Raw genomic sequence first — 17,639 nt, 5'->3', positions numbered from 1 at the left:
CCTGTTGCCGGGAAAAGAAAAATGGCTTTGAGATTGGACGATAGAGTTATCCGACGAGATCCTATTACAATGCATATGATACGTCTCCACTGAAGCAAAGGAACACTATATGCAACAGCATCTCGTTATCTCCATGATCTGCAACGATAAGCCCGGTGTTGTGGAAAAGCTTTCTGCAGTCATCGCGGATAACGGTGGCAACTGGGAAGACAGCCATATGGCCCATTTTGCCGGAAAATTTGCCGGTATATTGCGCGTTGCTGTTCCCGGTGACAAAACCCAAGGCTTAAAGGTCGCTCTCACTAGCCTCGCCCAGGATGGCTATAACCTGATCGTTGAAGACGCGATCGCCGTTTCCACTAAGCCTCAACAGACACTGACATTGAAGCTGGTAGGCAACGACCGCCCCGGTATTGTGCGGGAAATATCCCGCGCACTCAGCGCTCACCATATCAATATGGATCAGTTGGAAACTACTTACAGTAGTACTCCGTGGAGTGGCGAGCCTCTGTTTACTGCCGAGTGCAAGATCAATGTGGATGAAGATATGGATCTCGATGGCCTGCGCGACGAACTCGACCAGATCGCCAATGAGCTGGGGGTGGAGATCGACTGCGAGGAGATCGCCACTCCCCTCTAATTGTGGAATAATCCGCTGCCATGCGGAGCCGGGCCCACCGCCCGGCTCAAATCATTCAAGCTAGATAGTACCGCTCCAGGGCATCCGCCAAGTAATGTTCAAAATTGTTCTATTCCAACCGGAAATTGCCCCGAACACAGGCAATATTATTCGACTTTGCGCCAATACTGGCGCCGAGCTACACCTAATCGAACCCCTTGGCTTCGATATGGACGACAAACGCCTGCGCCGCGCCGGGCTTGATTACAGTGAATACAGCCGCGTGGTTCGACACCCAGACTGGCAGGCTTTTGTCGATAGTGAGAAACCTTTGCGGGTGTTGGCCCTTTCCACTAAAGGCAGCCACAGCCATACCTCAGTGGAATACCAAGACGGCGATGCGATTGTATTTGGCCCCGAAACTCGCGGCCTGCCGGTGGAGTTTCTACAAATGGTGGGCCCAGAAAACACCCTGCGCATTCCTATGCGCGCTGAGAGCCGCAGTATCAACCTGTCCAACGCCGCCGCCATTGTGATCTATGAAGCCTGGCGACAGCTCGACTTCAACGGCGCCATAGACCAGCAGTAAGAATTTTTTGTTATGCCAAGCTCCCAAGCTCCAATAGGCCTGTTTTACGGTTCCAGCACCTGCTACACCGAAATGGCTGCAGAAAAAATCCGCCAATACATTGGCCCCCAGTGGATCGACCTACACAACGTAGCCGAAGCGGATATTGCCCAGGCCGAAAGCTACGGTTTCCTACTATTTGGCATTCCCACCTGGGATTACGGTGAGCTGCAGGAAGATTGGGAGAATATCTGGGACGACCTGGCCGAGCTCGATCTGAGCGGTAAGACTTTTGCCCTGTTTGGGCTCGGGGACCAAGAAGGCTATCCACAGTGGTTCCAGGATGCCCTGGGCTATTTGCATGCCCAACTGCTCGCCTGCGGCGCCCGCGCCGTAGGTTACTGGCCTGCCGAGGGCTATGAATTTGAGGAATCCAAAGGACTGACCGAGGATGGCAGCCAATTTGTCGGCCTCGCCCTCGATGAAGAGAATGAATTTGACCTCAGTGAAGAGCGTATTGGCCGCTGGTGTGACCAGGTAATGCATGAATTCGGCCTTAAGGACGGAGCCTGAGGATAGTAGTGAAGTGAGCAAATCCGGCAAACACGCGGACATCCAATGGCGCGAAGACGGTCAACCCCTGTCCCTCGCCTATGACGATATCTATTTCTCCACAGCTTCCGGTCTGGAGGAAACTCGCTACGTATTCCTGCAACAAAATGCCCTGGCGGAGCGCTGGGCGACCCTGCCCGAGAATGCCACTTTTACTATCGGCGAAACCGGCTTTGGCACCGGCTTAAACTTTCTCGCCGCCTGGGAGCTATGGCAGAAAACCGCTCCAAAAAGTGCACAGCTGCACTTTGTTAGTGTGGAGAAATTCCCCCTGCACCCCCAGGATTTGCAGCGTGCCCTGGCACTGTGGCCACAACTGCAGGCCTACTCCCAGCCACTGATTGAAGCCTACCCACCATTATTGGCCGAAGGTATTCACCGCCTACAGTTCGGCCCAGTAAAACTAACTCTGATTATTGGGGAGGCCAGCCGGGCTTTGGATAGCCTGCGCTTACAACAAGAGAATCGCGATCGCTACATCGACGCCTGGTTTCTGGATGGTTTTGCGCCGGCCAAGAACCCGGACATGTGGACAGAAGAGCTGTTCACCAATATGTCCCACCTGAGCCGCCCCGGTGCTACCTTCGCCACCTTTACCTGCGCAGGGCTGGTTAAGCGTGGACTGCGAGAGGCGGGCTTCGCCCTGCGCAAAGTACCGGGATTTGGCAGCAAGCGGGAAATGCTGTGCGGCACCCTGGAGCTGTTACACGGCTGCCAGCAGCACAGCACCCCCTGGCACCTACCCAGCACCGAAGCACAGCATCCGCAATCTGCCACAGTGATCGGCGGCGGTATTTCCGGCGCCACCATTGCCAGGGCACTGGCAGAGCGCGGCGTGCAGGTACAAATTATTGAACGCGGGCCGGCCCCCGGCAGCGGCGGCTCCGGCAACGACCAGGGCATACTCTACGGCAAGCTATCCCCCAAACCGGGCCCAAATGGAGACTTCAACCTGCATGCCCTGATGTTCGCCCAGCGATATTACAAGCAACAATGCCCGCAGCTCGCACATTTTAACGGCCTCTTGCAACTGGCTCAGGGTGACAAGGAAAAGCTGCTACAGAAACAGATCGCGGCTAGCCTGGCAGAACACCAAGGGCAAAACCTGGCCAGAATAGTTACTCGTGAGGAGGCCTGTCAGCTCGCCGGCGTAGATCTTCCTTTTGACGGGCTCTACTTCCCCAATGCAGGCTGGCTGGAACCCCAAAAGGTATGTGCTGCGCTACTGGAACACCGAAACATCACTCGATATCAGGGCAGTGCAGTAGAAACACTGACGCGCCAATATGGCAAGTGGTTCCTGCGTATCGAAGACAAAGAAATAGAAACTGAAGCGGTCATTCTCTGTGGGGCCAATGATATCCGCAGCTTTGCACCGGCTGCAGCCCTGCCCCTGCGGCCAATACGCGGCCAGGTCTCCCGAGTGCGCGCCACAGAGACCTCCGCAAAATTAAAAATTGCCCTCTGTGGTGAAGGCTATATCACTCCGGCCCACGAGGGGCGCCAAAGCTTCGGCGCCACCTTCAAGCTCAAGGAAACCGCCACAGAGTTACGTGAAAGTGAACACAAGGAGAACCTGCAGACACTGGCAGAACTGCTGCCACACTTTGCCGAGGAATTCTCCAGCCAGGATTTCAATGGCCGCGCCGCACTGCGCGCCGCTACACCGGATTACTTGCCAGTTGCCGGACCAATTCCCGACTGGGCATCCATGGACAAAACTTACGCAAGTTTGCGTAAAAACCGCAAATTATTCATCCCCGAGCACTCAGATTATCAGGCGGGACTCTATGTAATGGGCGGCCTGGGCTCCCGCGGTTTTACCTACGCACCGCTAACCGCCGAAGTACTCGCCAGCTGGATTATGGGCGGGCCTCTACCTGTTAGCGCAGATCTGGCGAAAGCCCTGCATCCAGCGCGCTTTGCCATCCGCAACCTGGGTAAAAATCGCTAGTCGAGTGGGGCTTAGGCTCCTCTTATCGCAAAGCTTTTAAACGCCCCCTCCCTAAGCTTTCTCTGCCTGAGGCCTCCCCGGTGGGGCCAACAGACTAGCACTACCGGCGCCACAGGCCACGATGGTTTTCATGGCAGCCTCAACGCTAACACCGGGCAGTATTTCCACGCACTCCGCCGGCACATGGAAAACAAAACCCGAAGTGGGTACTGGAGCCGTTGGCACGTAAACCGTCATCTCACCATTGGCATGCTGAGAGGTCACTATCGCCGTTACCGCAAGCGGATTATCTGCACCGTGGATACGCACCCGAGCCACAGGCCCGGAAAGTACCCCCTCACCACCACCGCCAATAAATTGCACAACCAAATCTTTAATAGTGCTATACCCAGGTGCCAGGCGACCAAGCCAGTGGTCAACATGGCGGTGTAGCCAGTTACCAATGCTGGTCTTTACCAATAGACCAATCAAGAAACAGCCCCCAAGAATCAGTGCTATCACCACAAGTCTGGCGAGGGTATCCTTAAACTCCGTATGGGCTTCCAGCCAGGTAACGGCGGGGGCGACAATTTCACTGACCTGGCCAAACAGCCACTGGAATAAAAGTACTAAGATTGCGATGGGCAGCACTACCGCCAAACCACCCAAAAGGGTCAAGGTGACAAAGGTTTTTACTCTGGTCATAAATAATTGATGTACCGACTTACTATCCGCAGCTACATACTGCTGCTCTTATCCTGCCTGCTGCCAATAGCAGCACAATCACAATTGAAGGCAACCCCCTTCTCCATTCTGGAGGAGCGTCAACGTGGTGGGAATCATTTCACCCAGGGGCTTTATTTCGATGGCCAGCGCTGGTGGGAAAGCAGTGGCCTTTACCGTCGCTCCTGGCTTGCCGAGTATACCGACCCCAGTGAAAAACCTGTAAGGCGAAAGTGGTTGCCGGGCAGACTATTTGCCGAAGGTCTTACTGTTCTGGGCGATAAGCTCTACCTACTGACTTATAAAGCCGGTGAGCTGCATATTTACAATGCCAGCAACCTACAACATTTGGAGGTTAAGCAATACAACGGCGAGGGTTGGGGCCTTACCAGTGACGGCGAGTCCCTGATTATGAGTAATGGCAGTAATAAACTGACCTACCGCGATCCAGATACTTTTGAAGTCAAGCGCCAGCTCAAGGTACATGGCGCCGGGGAGGTCTGGTCGAATCTGAATGAGCTGGAATTCGCCGAGGGCCTGATCTGGGCCAATATCTGGCAAGACAGCCGCATCATCGCCATAGACCCCATAAGCGGAGAAGTGCGCGGTGCTGTTGACCTGAATCGGTTAAATCCCGATGTCCGTAAACACCCTGACACGGTTGCCAATGGGATCGCCTGGGATAAGAAGCGAAATGGTCTCTGGGTAACAGGAAAATTTTGGAAACAACTGTACCTGATCCGGCCTGAAGGGCTGGGGTTTAGAAAAAGCGCAGTCCAATAAAGTTAGCGCCTGCGGTCTATCACCGTCAGCACACCACCATTGCGCAAGTAGTCCATAGAGGAGAGCTGCAACTGCAGCCGAAAGCCATGATCACGACTCTGCAAGCTGACGCCATCAAGCCCGGCTTGCCCATCGTAAAGCATGGTGGATTCCCCCTCTTCACCCTGCCATTGAATCCCTTCCACATTGCGCATCCCGGGGAGTTCCAAAGTTACCAGAGTAAATTGCTCCGGTAACGGCTGTAGCTCAACCTGCGCAACACCGGAAACTGTCGCCAGGGAGAAAACTAACTGATTCTCCGGTGCTGGCCGCCAGCCCAGATGAGTATCCGCTACAACAGATTGCGCAAAACTACGCGGAGCACTAGAGGAACAGCCAGAAAGCCCGGCCAGAACTGTCAACCACAACACAAAAAGCACGATCAATGTGCGCATAGACCTATCCTTAGGCGATCGCTGTGATGAGATGCGGGGTGAGATGTGATTATAACCCGTGAATTCAGTCACAACTCCTAAGCTGCCATTGCACGGTATTTCAAGGCAACCCCATCCTAAAACCCACCGCACAAAGTCGCTACGCGGGGTATACTCCGCCGCCATGAATTCCCCACAACATATTCTCGAACACGTCTTCGGCTATACCCACTTCCGCGATCCTCAGGAAGCGGTAATCAATACACTAATGGCCGGCGATGACGCCCTGGTACTTATGCCCACCGGAGGCGGAAAATCTCTGTGCTACCAGATTCCTGCTTTGGCCAGGCCCGGCTGCGGCGTGGTGATCTCTCCATTAATTGCCCTGATGCAGGATCAGGTGGAAGCCCTACAGGAAGCCGGTATTCGAGCCGCCTACCTCAATTCTTCCATCTCTTATGAAGAGGCTCAAGCCATTGAGAGCCAGTTACTGTACGGCGAACTCGACTTGCTCTATTTAGCCCCGGAACGCCTGCTACAACCCAGAACCTTGGCTCTTCTCCAGAGAGTAGAACTCTCATTGTTTGCCATCGATGAGGCTCACTGTGTCTCCCAATGGGGCCATGACTTCCGCGCTGATTACCTGCAACTCAGCTGTTTGCACGAGCAGTTTCCCAGAGTACCGCGCATAGCGCTGACTGCTACGGCGGACAAACGCACCCGCGCGGAGATTGCCTTGCGCCTCGATTTGGAAAGCGCTCGGCACTTTGTGAGCAGTTTCGACCGGCCGAATATCCAATACCGGATCGAGCCCAAGGACAACCAGCGACGACAGCTCCTGCAATTTCTAAAAAATGGACAAGAAGGCCAAGCAGGCGTCGTGTACTGCTTGTCCCGCGCCAAAGTGGAAAATACCGCCGAATGGCTCAGCCAGCAGGGCTATACCGCCCTGCCTTATCATGCGGGCCTGCCGGCGGAAACCCGCGCAGAACATCAGCGTCGCTTTTTACGCGAGGAAGGAGTAATCGTAGTCGCAACCATTGCTTTCGGTATGGGTATCGACAAGCCGGATGTGCGCTTCGTTGTGCATCTAGACCTGCCCAAAAGCGTCGAGGCCTACTATCAGGAAACCGGGCGAGCGGGGCGCGATGGAGAGGCCTCTATAGCATTACTGCTCTATGGCCTGGAAGATGTAGTCAAACTCGGACAGATGGTGGAATCTTCCGAGGGTAGTGAAGAGCACAAACGCCATGAACGCACACGCCTCAATGCCATGCTGGGGCTATGCGAAATGACCAGCTGCAGACGTCAGGCACTATTGCATTATTTTGCTGAAACTCTCGAGCAACCCTGTGGCAACTGTGATATCTGCCTGGAGCCACCCGCTACCTGGGATGGCAGCGAAGCCGCTATCAAGTTGATTTCCTGCGTTTACCGCACAGGACAACGCTTTGGTGCCAGTCATGTCATTGACGTACTGCGGGGCTCGGATAATGAAAAGGTTCGCAAGTTCAACCACGACCAGCTCACTACCCACGGTATTGGCAAGGATTTCAGCGGCAGTGAGTGGAAGGCTGTGGTGCGCCAATTGATTGTAAGAGGCTATTTGGAAGTTGAAGGTGAATTCCAGGGGCTCAAACTCACAGAAAACTGCCGCCCATTACTGCGCGGAGAGGAAAAACTGCAATTGCGCAAACTCCCCAAGAAAGCCCCTCGCGCGCAAACCCGAAATACGGCAGTTCTAGAAGATCTAGAGCCAGAAGAGGAGCCCCTCTGGCTAGCACTTCGCAGCTGCCGTAAACAACTGGCCGAAGAGCGCGGGGTACCGCCTTATGTCGTCTTTCACGATGCCACCTTGCGCGGAATGGTTAAAGCACACCCGCAAACCCACAGTGAACTCCTGACCGTCTCCGGTGTTGGCGATAGCAAATTGGAACGTTTCGGCGATGCTTTTCTCGCCGTACTTAGGGGCTTCCCCAAACATGATTAAGGACCAAAAACTCATTAAATTAGTAAGAAATTAAAGCGGTACAAGAGGTCCATTCTATTTCGGGCTACAACAACTGATGAATTTTCCCACCTGGGGTTACCTGTGTTACAAAGGCACAAAGAGGTAAAAAATAACGTATAAATCCCCAACGAGAGGAAACCATGAAAGTTATTGGTCACCTGATTAATGGCAAGCCATCTGCCAGCGACGATTCGGCCCAGCACCCTCGCCTACAAGACCTAACCAATCCCTCAACTAATGAAATAATCGGCAAGGTCGCGCTGGCCAGCAAAGCTACCGTTGAAGAGGCTATCTCTGCCGCAGAAGCTGCCTACCCCGCCTGGCGCAATCTACCCACAGCAAAGCGTGTACGCATCATGTACCGCTTGCGCGACCTGCTGGAAGAAAATGCGGAGAAGATCTGCGAGCTGATCACTCTGGAGCACGGCAAAGTGCTTAATGATGCCATGGGTGAACTGCAGCGGGGCATCGAGAACATTGAATATGTCTGCTCTGCACCAGAGATGCTCAAAGGCGAGCACAGTAAGAATGTAGGCCCGGCTATTGACTCCTGGAGTGAATTCCAGCCTCTGGGCGTCTGTGCGGGAATCACCCCGTTTAACTTTCCCGCCATGGTGCCTTTATGGATGTGGCCAATGGCGATTGCCTGCGGCAATACCTTTATCTTAAAGCCTTCTGAACGCACCCCCTCCTCCGCCTTATTTATTGCCGAGCTGGGTATCGAAGCTGGCATCCCAGCTGGGGTTTTAAATGTCGTCAACGGCGACAAAGAGGCAGTAGATACACTGCTGACAGACAAGCGTATTCAAGCGGTCAGTTTTGTTGGCTCAACTCCTATTGCGGAATATGTCTACACCACGGGGACTGCCCACGGCAAAAGAGTTCAAGCCTTCGGTGGCGCAAAAAATCACGCCATCATAATGCCGGATGCTGACCTGGACAATGCGGTAGCTGCGTTAATGGGTGCTGCCTTCGGCTCCTGTGGCGAGCGCTGTATGGCAATTTCCGTAGCCGTCGCAGTAGGCGACGATACAGCCAATACTTTAGTAGCAAAGCTTAAAGAGCAAATTGCCCAACTAAAGATTGGCGATGGCATGAACAACCAAAACGATATGGGACCTTTGGTTACCCAAGCACACCTAAACAAGGTGGAAGGCTTAATCAGTGCCGGTATCGAAGAAGGCGCGGAGCTGGTAGTAGATGGCCGCAATATGAAGGTTCCAGGCTACGAAAGTGGCAATTATCTGGGAGCCTGCCTATTTGATCGTGTTACCGAGGAGATGGCGATACACCGCAGTGAAATTTTTGGTCCCGTCCTCTGCGTAATGCGTGTAGATACCATGCAGGAAGCGATGAATATCATTGATGCTCACGAGTACGGTAACGGTACTTGTTTGTTTACTCGGGATGGGGAAGCTGCCCGTTACTTTAGTGACAACATTAAAGTAGGCATGGTCGGCATCAATGTGCCTTTGCCAGTACCTATTGCACACCACAGCTTCGGCGGCTGGAAGCGCTCCTTATTTGGGGACCTGCACGCTTATGGACCTGATTCTGTAAGATTCTATACCAAGCGTAAGACCATCACCCAGCGTTGGCCTGCAAGTGGGGTGAGAGAGGGAGCACAATACAGTTTCCCTAGCAATGGCTAATTATTAAAGTTAAGGGCGGATACCCGCCCTCTAACCGTTTAAGCACTCCTTCCCCACCTAAACAATCAAGCCTCCCTTGATGTATCGGCAATAACATAAGCCCAGCAATCTTAGGAGATAGATATGTTTCAAAGAACCAATAAAAAAACAAAAATAAAAGTATTTTCAGCCTTACCTTTTTTCTTGCTTACGCTCTCTACATCTTCTATAGCTCTAGCCCAGAGTGCGACGCTGAAACAGTGCCAAAGCTGGAGCAATAAAATTGAGCACTACCAGGAAAAAAGGAAAAAGGGCGGATCAGGCAAAAAAATGGATGAATGGAAAGGAAAAATTCGAAAATACCGAGACAAATTTAGAAAAAATAAATGTAGCAGGTACGGAAGAAGGTTAGGTTAAAGTCGCTAAACACAACTCAGAATAACCTCAACCTCACCCTCCAAGTGTTTATAAACACAATAAAAAAGGGCGCAACGCGCCCCTTTTCAAAGGATAAGAGTGATTACCAGTTGAAATCAAACTTATAGCCTACACCGATTTGGAACACCCAGGGATCAAACTCGTAGTCACCACCGAATCTGTGCTCCCAGAAGCGACCGAAGTCATCATCATCATCACGGAAGTTGCGATAGAAGGTATCTACTTCAACATCGGTAGTGACATCATAGTAAATAGCCGCCAGATTGATCAGCCAGCTACTATCATGACCAAAGGTGAAATCAACACCAATTTGCCATGTATAACCCCAGCTATCGCCAAAATTCACACGGCCATCCCAGTCACGGAAAACCAGATCATCATCATCGTTACGATGCCAGAAGCCCCAGTGTCTTAGGCGCTCATCACTAAAGTCGGTATAGTTAATACCGATACCAATATAAGGCTGCACCAAACAGCTGGGATCCAGTGGATACCAATTCAAGTATGCAGCAGTCGTTTGGGGCTTCCAACGAGCAAAATCACCGCGACGACGACGATCAAATAATATGTCGTCATCCCAGTCATCATCCCAAAAACGATAAAGCCAGGGATCACGACTACCACCAGTATGGCGATCGCCTTGCTGGTAACTCAGTGAAACACTCCAGTGATCGATAGGCTTCCATTCAGCATTAATAAACCAACCCCACTCGCCATCTGGATCAAGATTGGTTCGGAAAGCACCCCAATCACGGAAACGATGATAGTCATCATCATAATCATCGTCATCGTAAAAGCGCAGCCACCGATCAGCAAAGGTTACATTGTCTGAGTTTGGTGACCAGTATGAACCGCCAATCCGTATCTTAAACTCCTGGGTAGGAGGAGGGGGTGGTGGGGCATAGCCAGCAGGTCCTGCCGAAGCGACACTAGAGATTGCTAAGGCGAGGGGCGTCATAACGGGGATCAGAATACGCGTCATCTTCATTTGTGGTAACTCCATTGATATTCAGCAGATCAAACAGCAATCAGCCCAATCAATGGTCAGTCTAGTCGCACGAAATCACAGATGTAGAAAAAACAAACAAATGTTGGCGCTCAAATATAATTCTACGTTTTTATGGCACACAAAATATCTTTTGTCGTTGAAATTCACATATTGGTATTGCTTCCAAAAGAAAACCAACGACACCCATTATTACTGCACTGCAAATTTGGACAACGTGCACTGCTTCGAATTCCACAACCCGTTTTGAACAGAAGCTGAAATATTCTCACTCAAAGAAAAAGACAAAGACGCCGAAAAGCGCCAAGTTATGATATTTCGGGAGAAGTAAAATCCAACTGGATGCACACAGAGGTTAATTAGCCGGTAAAAGGTAAATAAGAAACAACAAACAAATACATAGAGAAATTGTGACTTCATTGGTAAAAGGGATTCAGGCTATTCAATCCAGTGGAACTCCAGCCAACTTTTTGATCTCAGACGCCCCAACCCATAGTGTACTTCTGAGGAAGGGGCGCCACTAAAACCTGCGAGAAATAGCAGGTTAAATTTGCAAAAAAATTCTAGAGCTTGCTCGCTAAACTCTGCTGCTACTTACCCTTTCTTGCTGCCACCCTGGCATTCAGGACTTTTTGGAGCATCGCCATCCCACTCATCCGGCGCATAAGTATGAAGAGCAAGGGCGTGGATCGGGCCAACCATTTCATTCGCAAGCGCTGCATAGACCTTTTGATGGCGCTGGACTTTTCGAACTGAATCAAAAACCTCACTCACAAGCACCACGCGAAAGTGCATTTCAGATCCTGCCGGGACATTATGCAAATGACTTTCGCATTGAACCTCAATAAATTGGGGATGGAAATTGGCAGTTAACTTTTCTTCAATTTGCTTTGCAAGACTCATAAACTCTCTTCGCAGTGTTCCAGATGATAATACAGATTTTTAAATTCAAAAATTGCGCTTAAACAATCAACCTATGTAATATCTAGCCAGGGCAAACCGCTAAATTACCAACAGATTATCCAGCTGTTTGGCAAGCTCTAATACGCTGATACCACACCAGGATTAACTGACAACTTTTGCCTTACTCTTTCGCGCATCAACAATTGCTTCATAAGCAACGGTGATACTCTTCATTTGATCTTCAGCGTGGCGCATAAACTCCTCTGGAAGCCCCTTGGAAGCGATCTTATCAGGGTGATACTCAGCAGCCTTGCGGCGATAGGCCAGTTTTAAATCCTTATCGCTAGTTTCCTCAGTGCAACCAAGCACTGCGTAATGCTGCTGAAGATCGGAAGCACTGCCTCCCCTCCCATGCCCAAATTGATTTTGCATGGCATCAAAAAGCGATTCATGTAAACCAAGATCCGCGGTAATTTTCCTGAGAATTACCTCTTCAGAAGCATGTAATTCACCATCAGCATACGCCACTGCAAATAGAAGGCGATAAACCATTTCCCGCATCGCCTGATTCTGCACCAACATCCGATACTGTTTGGCGTAATCGTAAATGCTGTACTTATCCGTTTTCGCATTCTCAAAAATCTTGATGGCATGCTTGCGATCCTCAGCGCCCAGACGAAGATTATTCTGAATAAAATCCTCAATCAGCTGAACTTCTGCTTTGGATACTTGGCCATCCGCCTTAGCCATCTTCGCCAGCATGGAAAACAGGGTAACGATAAAAACTTTCTGGGCCCCTTCCCTATTCAGAACCGCAGCGGCATTACCCAGGCGCTTGAGGCCAGAACCAAAGGAGCTACCTATCCAGGCACCCAAGGCCGCACCAATAGGGCCCCCAAACATAAAACCAAATCCGGCACCTATACCCGCCCCTAACCAGGACATATTCTCTCCTCTGAGCGCCGAATAGCGCTCCACTGTCATCTAAATCAAACATTTACATCCGGCCTATCTTACCACGTGTAAGAGAGCGTCAACGGACAGGCGTGACCAAAAGGTCAAATGAGCCTCACATTAAGCCGTCACTTCGATCACTGCCAGGTACATTTAGTTGCCTAACAGTCCCCCGCTATCTGCCACAATGATGTACAGGGCATTCTCATAGGAAATGAGGAACAGCTAAATGAAACTGCGGCAAGAGGTAGACTTATTGCGCCACATAACAATAAGTCTTCTTTTATTACTGGTATTTACAGGATGTGGAAACCGACAGGACACTACCGGTCAGGATAGCCAGTCACAAACTTCCCAGGTTGATAATACTGGCCATCAAGACTGGGAGACGATTGTCGAAGTTCTCCTGCACCCCCGCTGCTTAAACTGTCACCAGCTGGAATTGCCACTTATTAATCAGGGCTCCCCCCATGTACCCCGGGTTGAGCGAGGACCCGAAAATATGGGGATGGGGACAATGCGCTGCAGTAACTGTCACTCAGACCAGAACAACCCTGTGACAGGCGCACCCGGTGCACCCGGCTGGGCTATGGCTCCAATAACCCTTAATTGGTCTCGTATGTCCTCGGCCCAAATCTGTGCGCTGTTAACCACTCCCCAGGACAATGGCGGCCGCTCCCCAGAGCAGTTGATGCTGTTTATGAGTGAGAACCCCCTAGCTTTATGGGGATGGAACCCTGGGGGTAAACGAGAACCCGTCAATATCCCCCACGGCAAGCTAGTTGAGGCATTGAAAGGCTGGATAGCCGCGGGAACGCCCTGCCCACCCCAGGCACCATCTAGTTAACCCCTAAAAGTTAACCCCTGATAAAGCCAAATAAGAGGGGCGCTAATTGAGCCCCTCAATTCTTGAGAGGGCCTGAGCCAAATCCTCTAACCAGCCATCACTTCCCCCTCGCCAGGCAATAAAAATCTCTTCTCTGGGCTCAGTAAAGTTGCCAGCAACATCGATTTTTGCCCCACCGATATCCTCTGCCAGCCCCTCTGGCAATAAGGCAAGAAACTGTCCCGTTTTTACTAGGCCGCACAAGACACCGTAATCATTTACCACAACCTGGACCTTGCGGACAGGTAGGTTATCCCCCCACCCATCACTGCCAATACCCCTCTCCTCGCCACAGAAAGGAGAGATTCTAGGAGCCGCAAAGGGATAATTCTGAATAACTTCGATTGGCACTTCCGCATTTGCCCACTCCCCAGAAACCAATCGGTGGCCGGAGCCCGCGACAATACACAAGCTTTCTGTTCCCAGCTTACGCGTTGTTATCTGGGCGGGGACCTGCCCCAACAGCGCACCGGTAATCATGGCCAAATCCACCTCTCCCCTAACCAACATTCTCAGGGCCAAGGATTCATAGGCGGAAGTTAATGAAAGGCAGGCTTTTGGCTGGACCTCTGCCAACTTGCTTTGAATAAAAGCAGCCCAAGTCAATTGCAAGACTGCTGGAGCTGCTATCCGACACTCCGAAAACTTTCCTAGCTCACCCAGTTCAAAGTGCACCTGGCGTGCAATGGAAGTGATTTCAGCCGCTTTATCTTGTAGCCGGCGACCAGCATCATTTAGTCGGATTTGCTTACCTACCCGGTCGAACACACGAGTATTCAGCGCCGTCTCCAGGCGACGTAAAACCTTACTTAAGGCCCCTGGCGTTGTATCTAAACGGTCTGCCGAGCGCTGCAGGTTTTCTGTCGCGGCAATAACAAGGAATTTTTCAAGATCTTCTATTTCCATATTGGAATCAAAAGCCACCCAAAATGAATCGATTCGTAACTAATGTACGTCTAGAATCGCTTACTGCCAAGTACGCAGAGGTTTAATAGCAAACCCTGCCGCTAACCCGTAAAGATCAGGAGCTGAATAATTTATGATCACGCTTAATAGGCTCTGGAGTATTACCATCACAGCTGTCTTAGCCATGATCTCCACAATCAGTTATGCAGACGATTCCATTGGCACTCACGGAATGGCGTTATTTTCAGTTAACGGGCAACTTATTGCATCGCATATGCCTCTTCACGGTAAACGCCACGGCCATCAGCTTATTCTTGCTTTGGAATCTAAAAATAAGAAAGAAATGATGAATCTGACCCAGAACACGCCGCTTATCTCTCTCAAGCCTGAAGTTTTCTCTTTAAACCATTTGCGCAACGGTAAGTTAGGCCTCTTTAGCGGCGAAGTATTTAATGGCCACTTTGAGCGAAAAGGCAAAATTCTGCTTAGCTCGATAGAATTCACGGTAACCGACAAGCTATTAGACCTACCCCTTTCCCGTAAAAAGAATGGTCATTACCGCCTGGTGCATCTGGGCGACACGAGTCTACTTATTCATGAAATAGCCTCCCCGCCAAGTTTTGACCAAATCGTCGAAGTTACAGCAAAAGCAACTGTATCCAAATCCATAGATACCGGCAGCAAACTTCCTATATCAGAAAAAAATTGGCCTGAAGCTCTCAAAGAAGCAGGTATTGCTTTTCGTCGACAAGTTTATTTGGAAACACGGGACTTCCAATAAAATGCAAGAGCCAATTCTTATTATCCAGCATGAAGAACATGAAGGGCCTGGATATATTGCAGATTGGGCGAGTCAACGCCAAATTCCGACAATTCTTATCAACCCACAGATCTCAACATTACCCAATACGGGCTTTAGAGGAGTGATTATTTTAGGAGGTATGATGAACGTAAAAGATCACATCTCTCTACCTTGGCTTGCCGATGAAATACACTGGGTAAAAAGTATTATTAATCGGCAAGTCCCCATTGTGGGCATTTGTCTTGGCGCACAAATTCTTGCTCATGCACTGGGTGCCGATATCAAACCAATGAAGCAGGAAGAACTAGGTTGGCACCCAATCCACTGGACAACACTTGAAGCCCTAACCTTAAACAAAGTATTCCAAGCACACAGCTATTTTTTTGACATCCCTAAAAGCGCCAAGCACTTGGCCAGTTCTGCGCTCTGCCCGAATCAGGCATTTCTATATGGAGAAAACGTACTCGGTTTACAATTCCACTTGGAGTGGTCACAACAACAGGTCGCACGGCTTTTCCCAGAGCACTTCCAGAAACACGGTTCCAGCGTGAACAATCACAGCGCCAGTCGCAAGGCGCTCTTTAAGCTACTAAACCAGCACTTTATTAAAGAACTGTCAAATAAATGACTCTTAAATAGATTACAGCCTAAATTATATCTGGCGATTTCTTAGAATAAGAAATTTTTCCTATAAACTAGTTAACCCTTCCCACCTGATTGCCACCACAACCAAACCAAGACCAACGTCATTAAAATGGATAACAGCCATATTTAAAAAGTAGGAAAACACTCTCAACCACTAGTAAATACTTCCCTATTTATTTCTAAAAGTACAACGGAAATACCACCTTTTATTTTTTATGGCTATCATTTTCTAGCCAAAGCGCCCTGACTATATCTCTTTCGCAAACTGCTTTGGCACTCTGATATAAGTGTTATTGTTTTTTACAAGGAAGTTTCAAATGAAGATTTTCACCCCCAAACTATTGGCCTCTATAGCCGCCGCCGGGATAGCGCTCGGCTCCTCCTCAACGGCATTATCCCAAGCCACAGACTTCGAAATCAGCATGATCACGCTGACCTTTATGGAAACAATTGATATTGCTTTTGTTGACCCTGTTACCATTTCAGATCCAACTCCTGGGGATCCGGCTGTCGGTTTAGATTTCTTCTGTGTCGCCGGCACTGGTTTTAGCACCTTTAGTATTGAGTTTTTCAATCCAACTACTACTGGCCCAGACTTTTTACTGGAAAGTGCTAATGCTACCCCGCCAATTATGTACGACGTATTTTTTAAGAATGATCTTAGCCCTGGACCGGGCATGATGGTAACGCCAGCTGTGCCCATCCCAGGAAACATGTTACAGGCAAGTGTCTGTGCGACCCCAGGCGTAGATGATAATGCGAAATTTGACATTGTCATTCCTGCTCCAATATGGACAGGCAGAGAGGCCGACGGCCCATTTACTGGCATGCTGCAGTTAACGGTAACCGCTGAGTAACCCTCACCATTTTCCATTGGTTGCACCAGGAACCATTTCTGGTGCAACCATTAACCACAAGGAAAGATTGGATTAGACCCACATGAAAAACATTAATAACACCACCTACATTTATCAAAAAAACTCAAAAGCACCATTTAAAAACACCCCACTCAAAACCCTCCAAAAGTAACCACCAAAAGCTTTAGATACACATTATTGGCCGAATCCTGTGCTTATTTATCATTAACCGTCAATATAACAAAGACGCCACTGCTCTTACTAAAGGGAATTTCCAATGAGTTTCCACACCCTAAAAAGTGTCATACTAGCGATTTTATTTATTCTCACAGCTACTACAGCTTCATATTCTCTTTCACAGGCTCAAGGTAGCGGACAAAGCTTGATTTCATTTGCAATCAATGAGTTCATTACAATAGAAGATGTAGACGATATAAATCTCAACCCAACTCCTGGAGCCCCCGCCCAGGGCACAGATTTATTCTGTGTTGCCGGCGATGGATTCCCAGCCTTCAGTATTATATTTACAGGTTTAGGCACAGGCACTGGAACACCATTTATTCTGCGCGGCAGGCAAGGAGCAGAACTAAACTATCAAGTCTCTTTTCTAAATGCTACCTCGGGGGGCGCTCCAATTACAGCTTTACCTGGCGTACCTATCACCAACAATACGCTTCAAGCAAACAACTGCATAAATAACAATGCGCTTTTCAACGTCTTAGTCCCCGCTTCAGAGTGGGAACCTGTGGCAGGCATGGCGCCATTTAGGGGCAGGTTATTGATCACTGTGGAATCGGAATAAATCCGATAGTTATTTGGCACAACGAAGCAGGATATAAACCTAAACATACGTTTTTAAGCAGAAAGAAACCAACCTCAAACTCAACCTATAAAATATTCTAAACATGAATACAAAATAATACTGCACCACCCCTGGTGCAGTATCACC

At 49.8% G+C, this 17,639-nt stretch carries 19 protein-coding genes; 13 read left to right on the top strand and 6 right to left on the bottom strand.

The annotated features are described in order from the left end of the window. The first annotated feature begins 109 nt into the window (after positions 1-109). The 4 genes from ACJJH9_RS05870 to mnmC all read left to right on the top strand — a co-directional run bounded on the left by ACJJH9_RS05870 (position 110) and on the right by mnmC (position 3,753). Positions 110-640 carry a glycine cleavage system transcriptional repressor gene (locus ACJJH9_RS05870; protein ID WP_252085273.1) on the top strand — a complete coding sequence of 177 codons (531 nt, stop codon included), beginning with the start codon at positions 110-112 and terminating at the stop codon, positions 638-640. 94 nt (positions 641-734) lie between these two features. Beyond that, positions 735-1,208: a tRNA (uridine(34)/cytosine(34)/5-carboxymethylaminomethyluridine(34)-2'-O)-methyltransferase TrmL gene (gene trmL, locus ACJJH9_RS05865; RefSeq protein WP_444924625.1), complete on the top strand. Its 474-nt coding sequence runs from the start codon at positions 735-737 to the stop codon at positions 1,206-1,208. A gap of 12 nt (positions 1,209-1,220) precedes the next feature. Then, the gene (gene fldB, locus ACJJH9_RS05860; RefSeq protein ID WP_444924624.1) at positions 1,221-1,760 is read left to right on the top strand and encodes a flavodoxin FldB; all 540 of its coding nucleotides are present in this window, start codon (positions 1,221-1,223) and stop codon (positions 1,758-1,760) included. A 13-nt stretch (positions 1,761-1,773) separates the two neighbouring features. Next, positions 1,774-3,753 (top strand): bifunctional tRNA (5-methylaminomethyl-2-thiouridine)(34)-methyltransferase MnmC2/FAD-dependent 5-carboxymethylaminomethyl-2-thiouridine(34) oxidoreductase MnmC1, encoded by a 1,980-nt coding sequence (mnmC, locus tag ACJJH9_RS05855; RefSeq protein WP_444924623.1) that lies wholly within the window; start codon positions 1,774-1,776, stop codon positions 3,751-3,753. Positions 3,754-3,804: 51 nt separating this feature from the next. Here mnmC and ACJJH9_RS05850 read toward each other — a convergent pair whose 3' ends face one another. Continuing rightward, the gene (locus ACJJH9_RS05850) at positions 3,805-4,437 is read right to left on the bottom strand and encodes a DUF502 domain-containing protein (RefSeq protein ID WP_444885512.1); all 633 of its coding nucleotides are present in this window, start codon (positions 4,435-4,437) and stop codon (positions 3,805-3,807) included. Positions 4,438-4,446: 9 nt separating this feature from the next. On the opposite strand from ACJJH9_RS05850, the gene ACJJH9_RS05845 reads away from it, so the two are divergent. Next, entirely contained in the window at positions 4,447-5,238 is a 792-nt protein-coding gene (locus tag ACJJH9_RS05845) for a glutaminyl-peptide cyclotransferase (RefSeq protein ID WP_444924622.1), read from the top strand. A 2-nt stretch (positions 5,239-5,240) separates the two neighbouring features. On the opposite strand, the gene ACJJH9_RS05840 is transcribed toward ACJJH9_RS05845, so the two are convergent. Continuing rightward, positions 5,241-5,672 (bottom strand): hypothetical protein, encoded by a 432-nt coding sequence (locus tag ACJJH9_RS05840; RefSeq protein ID WP_444885514.1) that lies wholly within the window; start codon positions 5,670-5,672, stop codon positions 5,241-5,243. A 163-nt stretch (positions 5,673-5,835) separates the two neighbouring features. On the opposite strand from ACJJH9_RS05840, the gene recQ reads away from it, so the two are divergent. From recQ to ACJJH9_RS05825, 3 genes are all read left to right on the top strand, one after another. After that, entirely contained in the window at positions 5,836-7,641 is a 1,806-nt protein-coding gene (gene recQ / locus ACJJH9_RS05835; protein ID WP_444885515.1) for a DNA helicase RecQ, read from the top strand. Positions 7,642-7,802: 161 nt separating this feature from the next. After that, complete coding sequence (locus ACJJH9_RS05830) at positions 7,803-9,314, top strand: CoA-acylating methylmalonate-semialdehyde dehydrogenase (protein ID WP_444924621.1); 1,512 nt, start codon at positions 7,803-7,805, stop codon at positions 9,312-9,314. 123 nt (positions 9,315-9,437) lie between these two features. Then, positions 9,438-9,710, top strand: coding sequence for a hypothetical protein (locus ACJJH9_RS05825; RefSeq protein WP_252085264.1), 273 nt, complete (start codon positions 9,438-9,440; stop codon positions 9,708-9,710). A 103-nt stretch (positions 9,711-9,813) separates the two neighbouring features. Here ACJJH9_RS05825 and ACJJH9_RS05820 read toward each other — a convergent pair whose 3' ends face one another. The 3 genes from ACJJH9_RS05820 to djlA all read right to left on the bottom strand — a co-directional run bounded on the left by ACJJH9_RS05820 (position 9,814) and on the right by djlA (position 12,585). Then, positions 9,814-10,719, bottom strand: a complete 906-nt coding sequence (locus ACJJH9_RS05820) for an OmpW/AlkL family protein (RefSeq protein WP_252085263.1) — start codon at positions 10,717-10,719, stop codon at positions 9,814-9,816. Positions 10,720-11,331: 612 nt separating this feature from the next. Then, positions 11,332-11,640 carry a BolA family protein gene (locus ACJJH9_RS05815; RefSeq protein ID WP_444924620.1) on the bottom strand — a complete coding sequence of 103 codons (309 nt, stop codon included), beginning with the start codon at positions 11,638-11,640 and terminating at the stop codon, positions 11,332-11,334. Positions 11,641-11,802: 162 nt separating this feature from the next. After that, positions 11,803-12,585 carry a co-chaperone DjlA gene (gene djlA / locus ACJJH9_RS05810; RefSeq protein ID WP_252085261.1) on the bottom strand — a complete coding sequence of 261 codons (783 nt, stop codon included), beginning with the start codon at positions 12,583-12,585 and terminating at the stop codon, positions 11,803-11,805. 238 nt (positions 12,586-12,823) lie between these two features. On the opposite strand from djlA, the gene ACJJH9_RS05805 reads away from it, so the two are divergent. After that, positions 12,824-13,441, top strand: coding sequence for a hypothetical protein (locus ACJJH9_RS05805; RefSeq protein WP_444898639.1), 618 nt, complete (start codon positions 12,824-12,826; stop codon positions 13,439-13,441). A gap of 42 nt (positions 13,442-13,483) precedes the next feature. Here ACJJH9_RS05805 and ACJJH9_RS05800 read toward each other — a convergent pair whose 3' ends face one another. Next, the gene (locus ACJJH9_RS05800) at positions 13,484-14,386 is read right to left on the bottom strand and encodes a LysR family transcriptional regulator (RefSeq protein ID WP_444924619.1); all 903 of its coding nucleotides are present in this window, start codon (positions 14,384-14,386) and stop codon (positions 13,484-13,486) included. Between the two features lie 133 nt (positions 14,387-14,519). On the opposite strand from ACJJH9_RS05800, the gene ACJJH9_RS05795 reads away from it, so the two are divergent. The 4 genes from ACJJH9_RS05795 to ACJJH9_RS05780 all read left to right on the top strand — a co-directional run bounded on the left by ACJJH9_RS05795 (position 14,520) and on the right by ACJJH9_RS05780 (position 17,492). Beyond that, positions 14,520-15,167, top strand: a complete 648-nt coding sequence (locus tag ACJJH9_RS05795) for a hypothetical protein (RefSeq protein ID WP_444885520.1) — start codon at positions 14,520-14,522, stop codon at positions 15,165-15,167. Between the two features lies 1 nt (position 15,168). Then, positions 15,169-15,816, top strand: a complete 648-nt coding sequence (locus ACJJH9_RS05790; protein WP_444924618.1) for a type 1 glutamine amidotransferase — start codon at positions 15,169-15,171, stop codon at positions 15,814-15,816. 334 nt (positions 15,817-16,150) lie between these two features. Next, positions 16,151-16,690 (top strand): hypothetical protein, encoded by a 540-nt coding sequence (locus ACJJH9_RS05785; RefSeq protein WP_444924617.1) that lies wholly within the window; start codon positions 16,151-16,153, stop codon positions 16,688-16,690. Positions 16,691-16,967: 277 nt separating this feature from the next. Then, complete coding sequence (locus ACJJH9_RS05780) at positions 16,968-17,492, top strand: hypothetical protein (protein WP_444924616.1); 525 nt, start codon at positions 16,968-16,970, stop codon at positions 17,490-17,492. The last annotated feature ends 147 nt before the right edge of the window (positions 17,493-17,639 follow it).

This window comes from Microbulbifer mixtoriginis (SeqCode) (assembly GCF_052466715.1).
The sequence above is the reverse complement of the archived record's forward strand: the minus strand, read 5'-3'. Positions and strand labels throughout refer to the sequence as shown.